At 53.8% G+C, this 19,014-nt stretch carries 15 protein-coding genes and 1 tRNA gene; 6 read left to right on the plus strand and 10 right to left on the minus strand.

Annotated elements, in window-relative coordinates:
• Window positions 1-290 precede the first annotated feature (290 nt).
• A tRNA-Ser gene (locus I9188_RS11935) sits at window positions 291-380 on the plus strand.
• A 155-nt stretch (window positions 381-535) separates the two neighbouring features.
• Here the strand turns inward: I9188_RS11935 and I9188_RS11940 are convergent.
• The 7 genes from I9188_RS11940 to I9188_RS11970 all read right to left on the minus strand — a co-directional run bounded on the left by I9188_RS11940 (window position 536) and on the right by I9188_RS11970 (window position 7,744).
• On the minus strand, window positions 536-1,276 hold the full coding sequence (locus I9188_RS11940; protein ID WP_245220589.1) for a porin family protein: 741 nt from the start codon (window positions 1,274-1,276) through the stop codon (window positions 536-538).
• Window positions 1,277-1,487: 211 nt separating this feature from the next.
• On the minus strand, window positions 1,488-2,243 hold the full coding sequence (locus I9188_RS11945) for an ABC transporter ATP-binding protein (RefSeq protein WP_209506684.1): 756 nt from the start codon (window positions 2,241-2,243) through the stop codon (window positions 1,488-1,490).
• Window position 2,244: 1 nt separating this feature from the next.
• On the minus strand, window positions 2,245-3,093 hold the full coding sequence (locus I9188_RS11950; RefSeq protein WP_209506685.1) for an ABC transporter ATP-binding protein: 849 nt from the start codon (window positions 3,091-3,093) through the stop codon (window positions 2,245-2,247).
• Window positions 3,090-4,001 carry an ABC transporter permease gene (locus tag I9188_RS11955; protein ID WP_209506686.1) on the minus strand — a complete coding sequence of 304 codons (912 nt, stop codon included), beginning with the start codon at window positions 3,999-4,001 and terminating at the stop codon, window positions 3,090-3,092. The genes I9188_RS11950 and I9188_RS11955 overlap by 4 nt, the downstream gene beginning before the upstream one ends.
• Window positions 3,998-5,056: an ABC transporter permease gene (locus I9188_RS11960; protein ID WP_209506687.1), complete on the minus strand. Its 1,059-nt coding sequence runs from the start codon at window positions 5,054-5,056 to the stop codon at window positions 3,998-4,000. The genes I9188_RS11955 and I9188_RS11960 overlap by 4 nt, the downstream gene beginning before the upstream one ends.
• Window positions 5,057-6,652, minus strand: coding sequence for an ABC transporter substrate-binding protein (locus I9188_RS11965; protein WP_209506688.1), 1,596 nt, complete (start codon window positions 6,650-6,652; stop codon window positions 5,057-5,059).
• Between the two features lie 36 nt (window positions 6,653-6,688).
• Window positions 6,689-7,744: a dipeptidase gene (locus tag I9188_RS11970; RefSeq protein WP_209506689.1), complete on the minus strand. Its 1,056-nt coding sequence runs from the start codon at window positions 7,742-7,744 to the stop codon at window positions 6,689-6,691.
• Window positions 7,745-7,865: 121 nt separating this feature from the next.
• Between I9188_RS11970 and I9188_RS11975 the strand changes: the two genes are divergently transcribed.
• From I9188_RS11975 to I9188_RS11995, 5 genes are all read left to right on the plus strand, one after another.
• Window positions 7,866-8,777, plus strand: coding sequence for a LysR family transcriptional regulator (locus I9188_RS11975; protein WP_209506690.1), 912 nt, complete (start codon window positions 7,866-7,868; stop codon window positions 8,775-8,777).
• Window positions 8,778-9,075: 298 nt separating this feature from the next.
• Window positions 9,076-9,474: a cupin domain-containing protein gene (locus I9188_RS11980; protein WP_209506691.1), complete on the plus strand. Its 399-nt coding sequence runs from the start codon at window positions 9,076-9,078 to the stop codon at window positions 9,472-9,474.
• A 673-nt stretch (window positions 9,475-10,147) separates the two neighbouring features.
• Window positions 10,148-11,017, plus strand: a complete 870-nt coding sequence (locus I9188_RS11985) for an NAD(P)-binding domain-containing protein (RefSeq protein WP_209506692.1) — start codon at window positions 10,148-10,150, stop codon at window positions 11,015-11,017.
• Window positions 11,018-11,175: 158 nt separating this feature from the next.
• Window positions 11,176-11,664, plus strand: a complete 489-nt coding sequence (locus tag I9188_RS11990; protein ID WP_209506693.1) for a phosphoglycerate mutase family protein — start codon at window positions 11,176-11,178, stop codon at window positions 11,662-11,664.
• A 286-nt stretch (window positions 11,665-11,950) separates the two neighbouring features.
• Window positions 11,951-12,952, plus strand: a complete 1,002-nt coding sequence (locus I9188_RS11995) for a peptidoglycan-binding domain-containing protein (protein WP_209506694.1) — start codon at window positions 11,951-11,953, stop codon at window positions 12,950-12,952.
• Here I9188_RS11995 and I9188_RS12000 read toward each other — a convergent pair.
• The 3 genes from I9188_RS12000 to I9188_RS12010 form a co-directional block, all read right to left on the minus strand.
• Entirely contained in the window at window positions 12,949-16,632 is a 3,684-nt protein-coding gene (locus I9188_RS12000; protein WP_209599621.1) for a hypothetical protein, read from the minus strand. The two genes, I9188_RS11995 and I9188_RS12000, sit on opposite strands and share 4 nt — an antisense overlap.
• A 427-nt stretch (window positions 16,633-17,059) precedes the next feature.
• Entirely contained in the window at window positions 17,060-18,163 is a 1,104-nt protein-coding gene (locus tag I9188_RS12005; protein WP_209506696.1) for an ABC transporter substrate-binding protein, read from the minus strand.
• A gap of 33 nt (window positions 18,164-18,196) precedes the next feature.
• Window positions 18,197-18,949 carry a transporter gene (locus I9188_RS12010; RefSeq protein WP_245220590.1) on the minus strand — a complete coding sequence of 251 codons (753 nt, stop codon included), beginning with the start codon at window positions 18,947-18,949 and terminating at the stop codon, window positions 18,197-18,199.
• Between the last annotated feature and the right edge of the window lie 65 nt (window positions 18,950-19,014).

The following is a 19,014-nucleotide window of genomic DNA, read 5'->3' on the forward strand; positions in this document are numbered from 1 at the left end:
CGTGGCCCGGTTTCACGTTGCAAAGCCGACCGAACACTTGAGCGCGGCTGTAGACTTGCCACGTTCAGATTCTCGCACATAAGGCCAGATGCCACAGGTGAGGCCCGCGATTCTAAGGATATTGCGAATTGCATCGGGCCTGAACAAAGTGAACCCGCTCTTACCAATAGTGGATGCAAACCGGCGCGATTCCTTTCTATTTCAAAGAGTTCGGATGGATCTGTAAAAAAATCCAAACACTGCGGAATTGACCTTGTATTTCCGTTGCTTGCACGGATATACCCGTCGGCGGAGACGTGGCCGAGTGGTCGAAGGCGCTCCCCTGCTAAGGGAGTAGGCGGGAAACCGTCTCGAGGGTTCGAATCCCTTCGTCTCCGCCATCTACCAAAGTCGATAAATAATTGTATAAAAACAACTGCTTACAAGAAATCAGGTTGTGCGTTCCGGTCTGGCGAGCAACAACGCCCCTTTTTAACAGCCGCACTCAGCCGCTTTATTTAATTGATTAGTACCGGGGTTGCGCCTGACGTTATCTTCAGAACCTGTATGTTGCGCCCAGCAGCGGACCTGATTGGTCAAACCTGAAATCATTGCCGTTGATCTCATGATCGAAGGAAATATAGCGGTACCCGCCCCGGATCAGCCATCTGTCATTGATTTCATAATCTGCGGTCAGCAGAACTTGCCAGGTTTCGCTACCACTCCGAAATCCGCCGTAATCCACAAATCCGGTCCCTGACCATTTGTCAGAAATCCGAACGCGTGCACGGGCAGCGACGATTGGATCAGTCCAGTTATCATCGGTCGTCACACTTCGTCCGGCGGCAACTCCCGGTTGCAATCGGAACGTGGTTTCCGTGCTGAACCACCTGAACCCGCCTGCTAAGGCCACGCTGATCGCAGGTGTCTCATAAACCTGGTACCCGACATAGCCGCTGAGGAATTGTGTTGTGGCAGAGGTATCCAAACTCGAAAACGCCGGGCCGGGAGTTGAGTTACTGAACGCCAAATCGGTGTAGTTGTAATCCGCAAGCAACAACCAGCGCCCGTTAGACGCGGAAATACTGCCCATAAACGCAAAATCCAGGTTTTCGAGAGCGTCTGAAAAACTCAACGTGCCGTCGATTGTTCCACTTGGTGTTGCAAGAGAAATATCCGTTTCGGCCATGAACAGATAAGCTGTGCCCGAAAAAGACCAATCAGATTGCTGGGCTGAAACAGGTGGCGCGATCAGTAACGCAACCGCAATCGCCAAGTTTTGCACCTTGCTTTTCATCAGTGACCTCGTTGCTAAAATTTATATTGCATTACTTGCATGCTTCACGGTTACACAATTTGTAGCCGTTTCCAATATCTCGATCGCTGTAGTGTTGTCGCGGTCCCTATCGAAATAGGGATGAATCCATACCAGAAATGCCAAAGGACCCTATTGTCTGACCCCCGAATTAATCGTGTGAAGGACAAACCCCACATTGAATGAACATTCGTTATTGGTTCGGAGCAACAGACGCGGTCAACAATTGCTTGGAATACTCGTGGCTTGGGTTCCCCAAACGCAAAGTTTCCGAGGACATGACCTCAACAATTTCACCATTTCTCATAACTGCCAATTGCTCGCACATATGTGCGATAACCGGAAGATCATGAGACACCATCAGATAGGTCAGTCCGCGCTGTTTGCGCAGGTCAGTCAACAGGTTGAGCACCTCGGCCTGAACGCTGACATCCAAAGCTGACGTGGGTTCGTCCAAAAGCAAGATATCCGGCTCACCTGCCAAGGCCCTTGCGATTGCCACGCGTTGTCGTTGGCCACCGGAAAGCTGGTGGGGATACCGGAACCGGAATTTTTGCCCAAGTCCGACGTCATTGAGCAAATCGCTCACGCGTTTATCGATGTCCCCAAACCCATGCAGATGAATAGTTTCACTGAGGACCTGATCAACAGTATGCCGCGGATGCAAAGACGCGTAGGGGTCTTGAAACACCATCTGGACGGTTCGAAAGAATGACCGATCCCGCCGGGACCCGGATATCGCCTGGCCTTCTACGCGGATTGTGCCCGACCATTGCGGTGCAAGTCCGGTTATTGCCCTCAGAATTGTCGACTTGCCGGACCCGCTTTCGCCCACAAGGCCAAAACTCTCGCCCTGCGCGACTTCAAGGTTTGCGTCCTTCACCGCATCGACCCGGTCGTGTACATGACCAAACCAGACATTCAGGTGGTTGATTTCCAGTGCCTTCATCTCAACCCCTCACGCTCGGGGCTTCGGACCAAGAGGGATCGCGTGTGAGGACACTCAGGTGAGTGCATTTTTCATCAAGACGCGGCAGCGAGTTCAGCAAGCCCTGGGTATAGGGATGTTGGGCCTGATGCAACTTGTCAGCCTCGCAAACCTCGACGATACGACCCGAATACATGATGAGAACACGGTCGCAGAATTCAGACACCAGATTCAGGTCGTGGCTGATGAATATCAGGCCCATCCCCCGTTCCTTGACCAATCCGTCCATGATATTCAGCACCTGCCGCTGAACGCTGACATCAAGTGCCGAAGTTGGTTCGTCGGCAATCAGTATCTTGGGGTTGGGAATCAACATCATCGCAATCATAATCCGCTGCCCCATGCCTCCGGACACCTCATGCGGGTATGCCCGCATCACCCGCTCAGGATCACGGATTGAGACATTGTCCAACATCTCGATGGCCATCTTTTTCGCGTGGGCCTTAGAGCCGGAATTGTGTTGAAGGTATGCCTCCATGAGTTGCTCGCCAACCGTGACCACCGGGTTCAGAGAAAACTTGGGGTCCTGCATCACCATGGAGATCTGCTTGCCTCGAACCTCACGCATCTCGCGCTCGCTGAGCTTCATCAGGTCTCGGCCTTCCAGATTGATGTGTTTGGCCTCCACGATACCCGGATTTCTGATCAGGCGCAGAATGGCCCGCCCGGTCATCGACTTGCCCGAACCGCTTTCGCCGACGATCCCCAGACGCTCGCGCCCCAGCGAAAACGACACGCCCCGCACGGCGTCAAACACGCCCTGACGGGTTGGGAAACGAACCCACAGATCTTCGATGTCGAGTAAGTTCATTGTCCACCGTCCTTTGGATCAAGCGCGTCCCGCAGCCCGTCACCCAACAGGTTGAAGGCCAGCGAAACCGTGAAAATTGCTAGCCCCGGCACCGTGGCCACCCACCAGTGATCAAGGATGAACCGTCGACCCTCGGATATCATGGCACCCCATTCCGGGCTTGGGGGTTGTGCCCCCAACCCCAGAAAACCAAGACCGGCTGCAGCCAAAATGATCCCGGCCATATCCAGCGTGACCCGCACGATCAAAGATGAGATGCAAAGTGGCCAGATATGCCGGGTGATGATCCGGAATGGCCCGGCACCCTGAAGGCGGATCGCGTTGATATAGTCGGTTGACCGGATGGTCAGGGTTTCTGCACGCGCCATACGCGCATAGGGCGGCCACGCCGTGAGTGAGATCGCCAGAACCGCGTTTTCAATCCCTGCCCCAAGCGCCGCGACAAACGCCAACGCCAGAACAAGTCGTGGAAAAGCGAGGAAAATATCCGTGATACGCATAAGGATCACATCCGTCCATCCCCCCACATATCCCGCAACAGTCCCGACCAGAAGCCCCGCAATCGGTGCGATGAGCGCCACAAGAGCTACGATGTACAGTGTAATTCGCGCCCCAAAGATCAGGCGTGACAGAATATCCCGCCCCAAGCTGTCGGTTCCCAATAAGTGGCCTTCAGCCCCGATGGGAAGAAGTCGGCTGGACAGGCTCTGAACAAAGGGATCGTGCGGCGCAAGAAAAGGCGCAAAGAGCGCTGTCAGAACAAGGATGACAAGGATCGCCAACCCGACCATCGCCATCGAGTTTGATCGCAAAGTCAGCCAGCCTTTGTAGAAGCTGGCCAATCTGGCATGGCGGCGCGAAGTCGGCTCGTCGGTCAGCAGCCACTGGCGCAAGGTCATGTCGCTCATTTCGACCTCGGATCAAAGAAACGGTAAAGAAGGTCCGAGAATATGTTCAGGCAGATAAAAATCAGCCCGACCACAACGGTTCCTCCAAGAACGGCATTCATGTCGGCGCTCAGCAAGGCCGTCGTGATATAGCTGCCGATCCCCGGCCAGCTAAAGATGATCTCGGTCAGAACTGATCCTTCCAACAAGTTGGCATAGCTTAGTGCGATCACTGTGATCAGTTGCACCCGGATATTCTTGAAGGCGTGGCGCCAGATAACTTGTCTTTCAGACAGCCCTTTAACGCGAGCGGTGATGACATACTCGGCCGACAACTGCTCCAGCATGAAGGATCGGGTCATCCGGCTGATATAGGCAAGCGAATAGTACCCCAGCAAAGCTGCGGGCAGGATGATATGGGACAACGCATTGCGGAAGACATCCCAATCCTGAGCCAAGGCACTGTCTAGCAAGATCAGCCCTGTTCGCGTGGGAACAAGGTCTTCATAGAAGATATCCAGGCGGCCCGGGCCACCGACCCAGCCAAGTATCCCATAAAAGACCAAAAGCCCCATGAGCCCCAGCCAGAAGATTGGCATAGAATACCCGACAAGCGCGACCACACGGGCGATCTGATCGATCCATGATCCGCGCTTGACTGCGGCGATCACACCAAGCGGAACACCGAGAAAGATGCCGATCAGAACGCCCAAGGTCGCCAACTCCAGCGTGGCAGGGAAGACGCGGGCAATATCCTCGGAAACCGGGCGCGCATTCAGAAGTGAATCGCCAAAATCGCCGTGCAGAACATCCCAAAGATAATATCCAAACTGAACCAACAGCGGTTTATCAAGGCCAAGCTGTTGATAGACCGCATCATAAGTCGATTGCGATGCGCGTTCGCCTACGATCGCCAGCACCGGGTCGATCGGCATCACGCGACCGATGATGAAGGTCACGAAAAGCAGACCCAGCATTGTAATTGCGATGGTGCCAAGAGTTTTCAGGATACTCTTGATCCAATGGATAAGAGGCGCCGAGCGGCGCCCCTCAGTTGGTCTTTCGGCCAGTGCCATTTACTTGGTCACCTGCCAATACGACGCCGAAGTGATCGCCTGACCGGTTGAGAAATTCGTCACGTTTTCACGCAGGGCCGATTGCTCAATCTGCTGGAACATGATGACAAACGGCGAAGTCTCGCGGAACTCGGCCTGGATTTCCTTGTACATGTCAGCCCGTTTCGCGGTGTCGTTTTCGACAACAGCCGCATCCGTTTTCTCGGTCAGCCCGCCGGTATCCCAAGAATTCCGCCATGCCAGCAATCCTGTGGCATTGGCTTCGTCCGAATTATCCGGGTTATAGGCAAAGGTACCTGCGTTCGTCTGCGGGTCGGGATAGTCCGGCCCCCATGCGCCAAGGTAAACATCCAGTTCCCGCGCACGATACCGCGCCAAAATTTGTTTGGCGGTTCCCACGGTAATGTTCATCGTGATGCCAACCTGACTCAGCGCATTCTGTAGCGATTGGGCGATTTCGATCCGTTCCTGCGCTTCACGCACACCCACTTCAATCTCAAGCCCGCTTACACCTGCTTCATCCAGCAGGGCCTTGGCCTTTTCCACATCAAAGCTAAACGGCGTCTCGTCAGAGGCACCGAGATAGGTTTGGGGCAGGAAATTCTGGTGGATCGTGTATTGCCCCTTCAGGAAGCTGTCACGCATCCCTTCATAGTCAACCAGGTACTTGAACGCCTGCCGAACCTGAGGCTTGCTCAGCTCGGGGTGTTTCTGACTCAGCGAAACATACATCAGGCGACCCTTGAGCTCGTCTGCAATCTTTACGCCATCAACAGATGAAGCACCGGCAACATCTTCAGGATTCAGGTTGCGCGCGACATCGATATCACCACGTTCCAGCAACAGGCGCTGGCTGGCGCTTTCCTGAACGTGACGGACAACCACACGCTCCATGGCCGGAGCGCCCAAATAGAAATCGGGGTTCGACTTCAGTGTTACGCTTTCATTGGGCTTCCAGCTGACCAGGCTATAAGCACCAGATCCAGCAGTATTTGTCTTGAGCCATTCATTGCCCAGATCGCCATCCTTGTCGTGTTCCATCACCGTCTTTTTGTCCACAATGCCGCCGATGGTGGCCGTCAGACAGTTCAGAACGAAGGAAGTCGCATAGGGTTTGTCCGTCGTGATCGTCAGAGTGTTGCCGTCCGCGACAATCGTTTCTTCGATATTTTCCGGCGTGAACCCAAACTGGGTCAGGATAAAGGCCGGGGTCTTGTTTAGAATGATCGCGCGACGCAGCGAAAATTCAACATCTTCTGCCGTCACCGGATTTCCGGAGTGAAAGGTCAGTCCTTCCCTGATATTGAAGGTGATCGATTTGCCGTCTTCAGACACATCCCAGCTTTCAGCGATGTCGGGCTGATAACCAGCGTCCAGATTGAGCGGGTCGAAGTTGACCAGCTTCTGATAGACATTCCGGCTGACATCCGAACCCGCAAACTCAAAGCTTTCGGCCGGGTCCAGCGTCGTGATGTCGTCGATACGATGCGCGATAACCAGCATGTTCGGCGGCGTTTCGGCCATTGCCGAGGTCGAGGTCACGGCCAGCGCCAATCCCAGCGCCGCACCGGTAAGCAATCTGTTAAATGCGTTCATTTTGTCCTCTCTGTGTCATCAAGTCTTCACTAACAGTTACGAGCCCCAGGTTTTCTCAAGGACACGTAACCAGTTTTCGTGGCAGAGCTTCTTGATGAGCTCTTCGCCGTATCCATGGGTCACCATGGCATCTCTCAATCGAGGCAGCATCGAGACGTCCTTCACGTCGTCTGGCACGACCGCCCCGTCATAATCGGACCCAAGCCCGACCCGGTCTTCGCCCACTACACCGATCAGGTGATCAAGGTGCTTCAGAACCTGCGTCAACGGCACATCGGAAAGCATCCGCCCATCCTCGCGCAGAAACGCAGTGGCAAAATTCAACCCGACCATCCCGTCGCTTTCCGCGATGGTACGAAGCTGATCATCGGTCAGATTTCGCGCGTGCGGACAGATGGCGTGGGCATTCGAATGCGTTGCGACCAAAGGCGCATCCGAATACCGCGCTACATCCCAGAAACCTTTTTCATTGAGGTGGGACAAATCCAACATGATACCCAGCGCATTGCATCGCTGCACAAGCCGCAGTCCATGATCCGTCAATCCAGGGCCAGTGTCCGGCCCCGATGGATATCTAAACGGCACACCATGGCCAAAAATGTTGGGTCGGCTCCACACGGGCCCCAACGATCGCAACCCCGCCGCATGAAACACGTCAAGCGAATGCAGATCGGCATCAATCGCCTCGGCGCCCTCAATGTGAAAAATGGCCGCCATCTGGCCTTGCGCCAAGCAGTTCCGGATATCCGAAACCGATCGAACCACTTTCAACGCCCCCAAACGTTCCAGTTCCAGCAGTATGGCAATCTGCCCCAGCGCTGCGGGCAGAGCATCTTCGGCATCAATATGATTGGGAAGCGGCAGGTCATAGCTGGGCCGGACCATTTCTTCCATTTTTGCATCGGCATCGATAGGCGAAGGCACCCAGACGGCAAAGAAGCCTCCGCCAAATCCACCGGCCGTGGATTTTACAGAGTCGATCGCGCCTTCGAGCCCGGTCAGGAAGCGGCCCGCTTCGGGCAGACCACCTGACGAGGCCAGTTTTGACAATACGTCGTTGTGCCCATCAATGATAAGAGGGAGGGTCCTCAAACTCGCTTTACCCAGGCTAGTGTCATTTCGACACACGCTAACAGACGTAATCGTCATGATTGTAAAAAAACTTGATGAGTTTTACTCATAGAGCTAGTCGGAATCATGCGGGCGCCCAGCAATGAAGAAACCTCGCAACTGGCATTCTCTGCCGGAATACCAGGCGCTCCGTGCGCTCATGCAGTCTGGAACAACAGCCGCTGCCGCACGGCAGCTCGGCTTATCTCAGTCCGCGGTCAGTCGCTCGGTCAGCAGCCTGGAGGATCGATTGGGCAGAACACTGTTCGAACGGGATGCAGGCAGATTGCGACCGACGCAAGAAGCCGTAAGGCTGAATATGCGATTGGATCCTTTGTTCGAGGCATTGGACAGGATCGATGGTCCGGGCGAAACTGTGCAGGAAACACTGCGCCTCGTTGCACCGCCCAGCTATGCTCATCGATACATCGTTTCCCTCATCGCCAGTTTCATTCGCGGGAATCCCGGTTTTTTCGTGAACCTTGAGGTGACAACGTCTGATATGGTCACGCTCGGTGTGCTTGAGAACCGATTTGATCTTGCCGTGACCGGGATTGAACAAAGCCGCGCTGGCATCAAACTTATTCCATTTCGCGAATCACCAGCCGTATGCGTCATGCGACCCGAACATCCTCTGTCTGAACGCTCCGTTCTGACGCCTTCAGACTTGCATGAGCAAGAGTTGATCGCACTGACGTATCGACACGGGCGGCGCGGGCAGCTGGACCGGTTGCTTCATCAGGTGCGCGCCAAACCGAGGATCGTTGCCGAAGTTTCAACCTCATTTGCCGCAGCCGACATGGCGCGCGAAGGACTGGGGCTGTCTGTTATTAATCCCTTTCCCGTCTACCATTACCGATCTCCCGACCTAACATTTGTCCGATTTGAATCTCCAATGCGGTATCGAGGCCATTTTGTGGTTTCGGATCAAAAACCGGTTCCAAGGATTGCACGGGCATTCATACGGCATCTGCGATTGAACACCCCTCCGGACCCTTTTTCTGAACCGAGATAATGCAATCTTTCCAAGGTTCTTCACTGGCAACACGCCATGTGACCACCCAACAGGGAAGGTTTTGAAGGAGGTGTTCGAGGTGCGGACCTGTCATGGCTACCTGCACAATTTGCTATGAGTAACGTCCGCAGACGTGGCTTTCTTCGTCCTTATGTATCTCAGGCCGTATCACCCGGTATGCGGTTCGTTCATAAGGCTCGTTAGAATCTCCGCCCAAAACCCGCTTCTGATTTCCCTACGTTTCCTAGCGAAGCTGGCGTATAATTCTCTCGCTCCAATCTTAGGAAGGAATACCTAGATGGCGGATTGTGTGAAACTGCGCCCCGGCGAAACCTATTCCGGGAAACAGGGGTTCGATTACTTCGAAGGCATCGCCAGACAGACAGTAGGAAGCCAAGCTATCTGCATGCATCTGCTTACGGTCCCGCCCGGAGGGCGCGCCAAGGCGCATAAACATGAGACACATGAAACCGCGATTTATGTGCTTTCCGGGTCTGCGAAGATGTATTGGGGCGACAGGCTGGAACATGTCATGGAAACGCAAGCAGGAGACCTGATCTATATACCGGCAAACACTCCGCACCTGCCGTTCAACGATGGGAACGAACCCGCAGTTGCAGTTATCGCACGCACGGACCCGAACGAACAGGAAAGCGTTGTCCTGATGCCGGAGCTTGAAGACCTTATTCCGGCGTGACGCAAAATACTGTTGGGGGGCAGCAGCAGTTCTCTAATTCCTATTGCTTCCAGAGTACTTCCGGCGGTATTGGCGCAAATAGAAACACCGCCCTGAGGCGGTTCGCAACAATCTGATATTGTGTGTTATATTTGGTTGCGGTGAGAGGATTTGAGCCTCTGACGTTCAGGTTATGAGGCTGACGAGGTTAAGAGGTTAAGCAATTGATCCATTGGATCAATTGTAGTCTGAACGGGCAGTGTTTGGGTTTTCTGACGCTGGTTGCGGGAGTAGGATTTGGCCTATACCGAACGTTAACGGAACTATTAATCTAAAAAACCATCTCTACGCATTCCCTGTCTGTTTGAAATAATGGCCGCTTTGGACGAAAAAGTGACAATCAAGAAACCCGTTTCAAGGTCCGTACTGAGCCCAATTCGACAGATGCCGCTCGCTATAAGAACGGGTGCGAACCGCGCATTGCTGCCGTTGATCATGGCAAGGACGGCCCGGAGCTGCCTTTGATCGACACATATCGCCGCTGCGGTTGCAGCCCGCTTTCCGGACATTCGCCGCAAGCGCGAACTCCGGGTTTCGTCGAACTCACAGATTGCGGACACTGCCGCCATTGGCAGACTTGCGGTTTGTGCATAGGGTCAATGCATTCGGCACGCCCTTACCTGGAGTACAAGCAATGAGTGAAGTTTCTATCCTTGGACTTGGGCTGATGGGAATGGCTATCGCCAAAGCCTACCAAAAAGGAGGCGTTCCTATAACGGTTTGGAACCGCACAATCAAAAAGGCAGAGGCGTTGGAACCGAAGAATGTCGTCATCGCTCAAACGATTTCAGAGGCAATTGCTGCGAGTCCGGTTTCAATAATCTGTGTAGAGGATCCCAATTCGGTTCTTACACTTTTGGGGCACAGTCAGGTCGAGCCGATACTCGATGGTCGAACAATAATTCAACTCAGCACCAGCCTGCCAAAGCAGGTAAGAGAAGACCAAGAATGGTTGGCTGAAAGAAACGCTGACTTTCTGTACGGAGCCATTCACTGTGGCCCCCAGGATTTGGGAACGAAGGACAGTAATATCCTGATCTCGGGCCCCTCTTCTATCTACAACCCGGTTGAAGGCCTCCTAGGCCATCAAGGCGGGAAGATAGAGTATCTCGGCGACGACATCGCAGCGGTATCCGTGCTTGACTTGGCGTGGTTGTCGACCCGTTTCGGTGAATTCATGGGAATGCTGCACGCTTCCAACATTTGCGAGGCAGAGGGGGTTGAACTGCAAAAGTTCATTTCGATGTTTCCTGATAGTGCACGCATTCAGCATCATGTCGGAACAATCCGAGATGGAACTTACGATCAAAGAACGGCCACGTTGTCCGTTTGGCAGGCATCTTTGGAACTGTTGAAGCAGCAAGCCATTGACGCTGGCATGGATGCTGGGTTTCCAAGCCACGTTGGAGGTCTTTTTGAGAAAGCAGTCAAAGCCGGCTACGGCGATGAACATGTTATGGCCTTGTTCAAAGTTCTGAGAGACGATGGGCGGGCTGCCGATTGAAAACTTGGCTCACAAAGGTCAGCTGAATGTACCGCCATGTTTTGTGGCTGCTAAGGTGGATCAACATCCGCAGGTTGGGATAGAGCTGCCGCCAACTTGATTTGCCAGCTTCTTCCTGAAAAGATGGCACCCTGTTCACAAGTCGGGAGTGCAATTTTGTGCGTTTTCTTTGTGCCGTTCTGATTCTGAATTTGGCGACTGGTTTTTCTGCCGCAGCTCAGGAAGCAGTTTATCTGATCCGACATGGTGAAAAAGAGCTGTCTGGAACTGACCCTGTCCTCACCCCGGAGGGCAGACAGCGCGCAGCAGATTGGGCTGAGATGCTTAGGAATGTTGGCCTTGATGCCATCATCACGTCGGATGCGCTGCGAACTCAAGAAACCGGCGGCATAATTGCCAACGCCTTTGGCCTTGAAATCAATGCCTTGCCAAAAGGCGATGTCGCAGGGTTGGTCGATTCATTGGAATTCGACCATGAAAAAGAGACAGTTCTAATTGTCACCCATGCTGAAACCATTCCACAAATTCTGGAATACATGGGCGTGCTTGAAGACGTCACGATCGACCAAAGCGAATTCGGCAATCTTTATGTTGTTCTTAGATCCTCTTCGGATAGTCCAACCTACATTCATTTGTTGATGCCTTGACGCATTCTGACAGGCCCGCTTCGGGCTCGTTGCCGTCATCGGAACAACCGCAGCATCTCATTGGAAGGCCTAGATCACGACGATGAGGACGGCCCATATCGGACTCCCGACACCTTGCTGGGATGCCGCGGCCGCAGCCCGTATTGTCGACATTCGCTGCAAAGACGATACCAAAGCCTCGCACAATCGCAGATCGCAGATTTTGCCAGAAAAGGTAGTGAGCTGGCGCCCTCGACCGGGCCATTTGGAAGTAGAATCCGTTCCACACACTCTAGGTGGCGCAATCATGTTATTGAATTACATTTCTTGTCGTGTTCATTTTGCTAGCAAAATACACGCTATTTTCATTGTGGGGTCCGGCATGTTCGCAAGCATTAGAACACTCTCAATATCAGCTATTCTTTCTGCAATTCTCTGTCTTCCACTTCACGCGCAAAGCGGCGCAGACGGGATATTGATTGCCGCCAGAACGATCTATGAGAGTGCTGCGTCCAAGGATGAAGCGAATCGCAGGGCTGAATATTCAAGTGTCAGGCAACTTCTCGATCTGGTACTGGAACAACACCCGGGCTCAGATGCCGCGCTTGGGATCATGCTCGAAGAAACCGTCGCTGGTATTGATGTGGCCGAATTGAACAGGGCCCTTGCAGCCCAAGCCCAAACAGATGAATCCCCATCGACGGCGGCAAGTGTTGATGCCGAAACAACGACTGCCGAACAGTCGGTTACCGTTGAAGCAGCTCTCGTTCCTGCACGGCCCGAGAAGGAAGTAGTAAAGGACATTCAAACCGAACTGAACCGAGTGGGCTGCTCAGCGGGCACAGCTGATGGGGTTGCCGGGCGGAAAACCCGCTCCGCATTTGAAGACTTCCTCTTTTATTCTGGAACCGCGCTTTCGCTGGAAGACTTGGCGACCGAGGCCGCTGTCTCGGCGTTGCAAGGAACCCTCGATCCGGTCTGTACGTCGAGGTGGCTCGCTGCGAACGCGCCTGACAAGCTGGCTGGAACCTGGGGCTACCGAGCGGACTGCAAGATGCTTTTCGGGAAAGCACGCATAACCGGCGCAATGCGGCTCGGAATGAATGCGCCCGGGAAGTATCAGGGACCAATCAGCAATTCGCTGGGTGAAAATGGGACGATCTATGCCACCGTATCTGGTAACGCCGTGAATACCCAAATCAACTGGCCTCGGCAAAAAACAACTTCACAGCTCTACACCTCGACGCGTTCGACGAGCCTGAGCGGCAAGGACTCCAACAATTGCGATGTCGTAGCCTGGCGGAACTAGAAATCTACGATCTCTTTTCGGACCATTTCAAAGCCTTTGCGAGTGGTCCGAAAACAGCTCCTGTGAGTGATTCCATCTTTGCCGGACAGTGACATCAGAGCGTCCCCAAATGGTGTAACGTCCTTCAACCATGCACGGTATGTAACCTGCCATTCACAGTCGGACCCAACAACATTCCTGATATCAAGCACCCGAAGGTCATCAACGACACCGGTCATGGCGGTCGCTATGCCGTCAGAAAAATGATCCCAGAAAACAATGAAACGTTCAGGTGCGGTTTCTTTGATCACCACATTTCCATAGCCGCTTTCGGTCCCAGGAACGCCGATGATCTTGTCATCACCCAAGGCTTGGAAAACTTTCAGACTTTTGGCCTCAAAGGGTGTGCCTGGAAAAGGCGTTATGTTTTGGTAGGCGAGATCCACATCGTCCGGTTTTCCGACGAAGCTTTGCAGTATCTCATCAATTGCATCTTCTCCTGTCTCATCGGTCGAAAACGCGCGTGCAACGGGGCTCATACCTGAATATTCCTCTGGCGGTTTGGTCGACACAATCGGTTCGACTGGTCTTTTTTCAAAGTTAGCGAAGGTCAATCCTGAGCCGGTTACGCGGAAATGCGCGACAGTCCATTCGCTTGCCTGCGGATCAATGATCACTAGGCGCAGAGCATCGTATACGCATAACCCCCAAGGCAAAAGCTGTCCGAGATTGCCAATGGAACGACCCAAATTGCAGGAGTATTCCATCCGTAGGCGGCCTTCTGCCGAAGCTTCAGCGAATTCGCGAGAACGCGCGGTAGGCACGGGAATGCTAATAGATCCATTTACGAATGCATTCCTGTCCCAAAAGTTATTCAGGTTGAATCTATCTTCGAATGCTTGAGCCGGGCCCGTATTGAGATCAGCGCAAAATGCATTGTGGCCAAAGCCGTTCTTGATGAAAACATCGACAATCGGCGCAAATTCTATTCGAAGTCCAAGTCGCCCAAGTTTCCAGCCGTTCGGCATGATTGCCAATTGAGGACTAATGCACGAAACGAAACTTTGCGTCTGCGCGTTATATGGACCTATCGTAATGGGTCGGAGACCCGTATCGATCCGGATCTTTGCATTCCGGAAGACTTGTTCAAACTTTTGAATATCTTGCTCAAGCAAGCGGACCCGATCCTGGGTGCCCAGATCAATGTTCCCATGAAACTGAGGCGTCGTGTCTTCCTGACTGGCACCTAGGCCGCGCAGCATTCCAGCCAACATCGCCGCGTCTTTCGGAGCGATCCCCAGGTCCAGGTGTAAGGTGTTTGGGCCGGTTTGAGACAAGCCAGCAATGTCCAATGGGGTCCTTGCGACCACAGGAAAAGACGATCCAGCTACGGACTCGCCATTATTGCCCGCCACAACATTTGTAAATGCCTCCAGGTCCGCACATTTCATGAAGACGCCCTCGTGAGTATCAACAAGGCAATCACCCAGGTCGTCGGGGCCCTGCCAAACAACGACGCTTTCTCCCGCCGGGGCCAGCCGCACATTATCATAGATGGGCGTACGATCGCGCCAATATCGGCTCAAAAGCCAGGTTTCGCGGACAGTTTGCGTGCGCGTAGACGCGGCAGTTTCGGCGACTCCGCTAACGGCAATTTCTTCAACAAATCCATCGCCGCGCGTTAAGAAACTATCCTTTGGCCAACCATTATTGGCGATGATTTCGTCCAGACTAACACTATCCAATTCTTGATTACTCAAGATAGCTGTAGTGATTGCGTACCAGCCGTTTTGTGCGCGAAATACATGAGCGCCTGCGCCAAGTCCTTGTGCGACAGAAATGGCTTCTTCTTGGGTTTGTCTTGATGCAACTTGGACCCATTGCGAACCCTGCGGGGCGGCATATGGGCCAGAACTCCGAATGTCCCCTTCAATTGGGCCCTCGTAGTAGGCAAGGCTCTCTTCCGCCTCGGAGAATGGGAAATCTGGCCCAGCCGAGGAAACGCTCCATGATTCTAGATTGTTGTTTCGGAAATAGTGGGCGCTCGGCCCTGCGCCTGCTACGTCGTTGAAAATAACGGTCACGTCATCTACGCCCCGGACAAGCGCTATACAGTTGCCATTTGGATCGTCGGCGCGATGGACTGAGCCCTGCCTGTTTAGACGAAGCGACATTTCTGAATTGGCTGCGAGCAATATTGCCGTCCCGCGATCTGTCCCCTCTAGTTTTGTGAGCGTGATATCGAAGGGCAGAGTGTTCCGAAGCCGCATAGAAACGGAAATGTTTCCGCCCTCGATGGTGAAGGGGCCTGTTTCGCAGCTCACCCTGGACGCTGCTGTGTTCTCCTGTGACGCACCGACTGAAGCTGAAACGCCATTCGGGGCCTGCAATCCAATAGTCGCATCCAAATCGGCCAGATCAGTAATACCAAGCATGATGTTGGCAGCGCGCGCCGGCGCGTCCTGTCCAAGGTTGGCGATGACCAGGAGCGCATCCACAGCGTTGAAAGGAGGAATGTTACTTTCTGCCCCCGCCTGACGGATATAACCGATGAAGCGATCAGCGCCATCTCGATTGCCTCTGTAAGTCTCCACAAGGGCGCTGAACCCATGGCTGAACACTGCCGCAACCGCTTTGGCGTCGTCCTTGCCAACTATCGCGGTGGCAGAGCTCTCCAATCCGGTCAGTGCTTGCCTTACTGCATCAGGCGTTCCGGTGCTGTCGGGGAGGTTCACAAATATCCATGCGGCGGTTTGAATGCGGAGCGTCGCGTCGATAAGTGCCTTTTCCTGGACTTGGTTCAGCGCGTTTGTCGCTACGACAATATCGCGCACGTCCTTCACACGATTGAAAATCATACCAACTATGACGCTCGGATCTTTCTGCGCCTTCATCAAATCCCAGCCTTCCTTGAAGGCAGCATCGAGGCCTGCGCGCAGCATGTTTTCAAGCTCAGGTGACATTTCGGGCCAGGGAACCGTCATGACAACATCCGTGAAGACAGATGCAGCAACCTCCTGGAGTTTGGCCTCAGCAATATCCAGCGCCAATTGACCGGAAAACACCGAGGCAGCGTCTGCAAGCGAGCCATCCTTGGCCATCGCCGACACAACATCCATATATTGCTTTGGGTCGATGATTGCCTTCCCGGCAACCTCAGCGCCTTTGTTGACATAGACCGCAATCATATAGGCGATCCGCAATTGCGCGGCCTCGGCAGAATCGCGAGCAATGGTGGCCGGTTCGAATTGAAGTGCTTCAATCGTTTCAGGATAATGGCTTTGAAGAAAGGCCAGAATTGTCTTCAGATCTGAAGTAACTGTGGGAGCACTGGTTTGGGTCCCGCCATCATTCGGTGGTGGCGGCAAGCGCGACAAGTCTACGCCGCCGGGGGATCCGCCCGCCGCGATGAGCGTTGCGGGTGCTGAAGCAGGATAGTCGGACTGAATTTTCTGAAACAGACGCGCTACTTCTGCGAGATCAGTGGCCGCTTCGTCCTCAATCTTGGCGGATACCCCATGGAAGAGCATAATCGCCTCAACAAACATTTGATCCGGAGTAGGTTCATGGCTGTTGGTCGACTGGTCCTGTGCCCTTCCTTCCGAAAACAGAGAAATGCTGGTCAGAACTCCGTAAAGAGCGCACCTGACGAAGCCAAATAGAACAGATTCAGACACATGGATCCATCTAATCAAAACCATTTCTCCCCCCCCCCCGAAATTCGCAATTCAAAGAAATGCTGTTATATGCAATTGAGGCTAAGCGCTTAGTGACGTGATATTCAATAGCAGTCGTAGCGGCGGCGGCGATCTGAGGCATGTTCGCGAAAAGGAAGATGTTGCCTGGTATGACGTCTTTCGAGCGTGCCAAATGCATGGCGCAATGCGATTTGAGACCATGCGAACGGATCTGCTTTGAAGGTCCGCTTTGGCGGCATCTCAATCTTCTCGCTGCATGGCAGCGAATGACAACTTCCCGCCCGTGGTGCTTTTAGCTGCGGTTCTAGCCTATGAGGCTCGAAAAATAGGCTCAAATGTCTGTTCCAGATTCAAAAGCTCAGAATGAAGCGAGATCAACAAATGACCGCGTGAACAAGCCACTTCATGAGGCAAATATATCGGCGATACCCTAGGTAGAGTCCTCAAAATACTCCAGGCTCTCTTCGAGGAAAGTCTCTTCAACGCTCAATGTCCTAGAAGCTAGTCGTTGTTCTTTCGAGTACCGGAATAAAGTTTCTAGTGTCCGACGGTTCTCCCGTATACCATATGGATAAAAATTTCGTCCCATCAGCGCGCGGGTGTTTTCAAGCTCCTGACTGTACCAGGGCAACATATCCGTGGCCCAGGTCAGGCGATCCTTGGTCTTGTAGGCTTCAATCTTGGCTCGGGAATAAGCGTTGAAAGCCGCCCGGGGAAGCCAAGGATATTCCGAGGCCGTTTCGCGACGGATCGCAAGCACGTGCATGATCGGAAACACGCCGGTGCGGCGGAAATAGTCTTGTTCGACGCTGCGAAAGTCCGGGAAAAGCCGCGAGATGCGCGGATCGCCCCGCACATAGGCTGCTGGGGTTGCTGCGTGAAACAAGGCGTCCACCTCTCCGGCGAGCAGGAGTTCGGATTCGTCCAGCCCCGGCGTTCCCTGGGAAATACGTATCCCTTCCGGCGCCTGACGTTCCTGCGCCGAAATCTTGCCTGCTTCTGCCGCGGAGCTGTCCTTGTTGGCGACAACCCACTCGATCTCCTCCGGGCGCAGGCCATATTCTTCCTGAAATATGCCTCTGATCCACGTAAGCGAAGTCGAGGAGTACCCCGGTGTGCCAACCCGCCTGCCACGCAAATCTTGCGGTGTGGCAATGCCCGCATCTGTCCTGACAAAAACGCTCTTGTGCCGGAACTGGCGCAGCAGGAAGACAGGCAACAGGGCATAGTCGCGAAACCCTTCGTTTGCATGCGCCAGCATGAACGGATGCAGTCCCAATTCCGTAATTTCGTTCGTCCCCTTGCCGCTGAAGGCAGCGGTGTTCATGTCGCCTATGGCATCTTCGACAAAGGTCGCGTTGGTCCCCCCGATCGAAACGCGCCCGTCAAACAACGCCTGAGTCCGGTCAAGCCTGTAGCTGGAAACTGTTATCGGTAAACCCTTGCCCTGGGCATGGGCGGCACGTCCTCCAAGGATTGCAGGAGTGGCCAAAGTCAGCAATCCGGCTTTCAGAATAGTGCGTCGATCAGCCATTAGGCTCTCCTTTTAGCATCATTATTGTTGTGTTCACTTTGGAAAAAGCAGAGTCGCTCCGAAGGTCGTCCCCCAGCCATCCGGCCCACCGGCCGGGCTTTGCGCCCAGTAGCGCGTCGTGAGGGAGAGACTGACCCTTTGGCGGCCAAGTTGAAAAAGCTTGCTGATTTTGAAATTGATCGGAATGCTCCACTCTTCCGCGACCCACTCGTAGGTGCTTTCGGTATTCAGCGCATAGGTCCACGCATCCTGTGTCGTGAAATTCACGAACGGCTGCAGGAATGTCGTGCTTTGCTGAGCAGAGTTGCCCTCTAAGTCCCATATATGGTTGGCCAACATCCCAACGGTCCATCCACCTGTTTGCTTGAGTGCGACACCTGTCACGCCCGCACCCCAAGCATTGCGGCCAAGCCTGTTACCAGCGGATAACGGGATCTGAAACACCGGACCGGCGCCCCAGACCACTCCGCCAGAAGTGGGAGCTTTCGGAGAGAAAAAGAAGCTTTGGGTGACGTCGCTGAAACCACTGTTGCTGGTCCCCGGTGTCAGGTTCCGTTGCCACACATACGGAATGATTGTTCGAGAGATGACATTCCAATCCTCGTTGAGGCTGATCGGGATGACCGGCTTGGCGACGAATGCGGTTTGGGATCCCGTTCCCGATGGGCCGAACCCTTGGTCATAGACGAATTCCAGCGGCACCGAGATCAAGGACGCGATGGGGTTCGCAAGTTGCTTGGCAAGGTCGTCATCCGACTGTGCGTTCGCGTTGGTGGTCATCAGCATCAAGCCGGCACCCAGTAAACACATTGTCCTGCGAAAGGGCATGAGTTGTTTCACTGACCTATTTG

It is taken from the genome of Ruegeria sp. HKCCSA071 (genome assembly GCF_017872555.1).
Classification (GTDB): Bacteria; Pseudomonadota; Alphaproteobacteria; order Rhodobacterales; family Rhodobacteraceae; genus Ruegeria.

Coding starts and splice junctions, on each gene's coding strand:
- I9188_RS11940 (WP_245220589.1), bottom strand. CDS start 1,276: ATGAAAAGCAAGGTGCAAAACTTGGCGATTGCGGTTGCGTTACTGATC.
- I9188_RS11945 (WP_209506684.1), bottom strand. CDS start 2,243: ATGAAGGCACTGGAAATCAACCACCTGAATGTCTGGTTTGGTCATGTA.
- I9188_RS11950 (WP_209506685.1), bottom strand. CDS start 3,093: ATGAACTTACTCGACATCGAAGATCTGTGGGTTCGTTTCCCAACCCGT.
- I9188_RS11955 (WP_209506686.1), bottom strand. CDS start 4,001: ATGAGCGACATGACCTTGCGCCAGTGGCTGCTGACCGACGAGCCGACT.
- I9188_RS11960 (WP_209506687.1), bottom strand. CDS start 5,056: ATGGCACTGGCCGAAAGACCAACTGAGGGGCGCCGCTCGGCGCCTCTT.
- I9188_RS11965 (WP_209506688.1), bottom strand. CDS start 6,652: ATGAACGCATTTAACAGATTGCTTACCGGTGCGGCGCTGGGATTGGCG.
- I9188_RS11975 (WP_209506690.1), top strand. CDS start 7,866: ATGAAGAAACCTCGCAACTGGCATTCTCTGCCGGAATACCAGGCGCTC.
- I9188_RS11980 (WP_209506691.1), top strand. CDS start 9,076: ATGGCGGATTGTGTGAAACTGCGCCCCGGCGAAACCTATTCCGGGAAA.
- I9188_RS11985 (WP_209506692.1), top strand. CDS start 10,148: ATGAGTGAAGTTTCTATCCTTGGACTTGGGCTGATGGGAATGGCTATC.
- I9188_RS11995 (WP_209506694.1), top strand. CDS start 11,951: ATGTTATTGAATTACATTTCTTGTCGTGTTCATTTTGCTAGCAAAATA.
- I9188_RS12000 (WP_209599621.1), bottom strand. CDS start 16,632: ATGGTTTTGATTAGATGGATCCATGTGTCTGAATCTGTTCTATTTGGC.
- I9188_RS12005 (WP_209506696.1), bottom strand. CDS start 18,163: ATGGCTGATCGACGCACTATTCTGAAAGCCGGATTGCTGACTTTGGCC.
- I9188_RS12010 (WP_245220590.1), bottom strand. CDS start 18,949: ATGCTGATGACCACCAACGCGAACGCACAGTCGGATGACGACCTTGCC.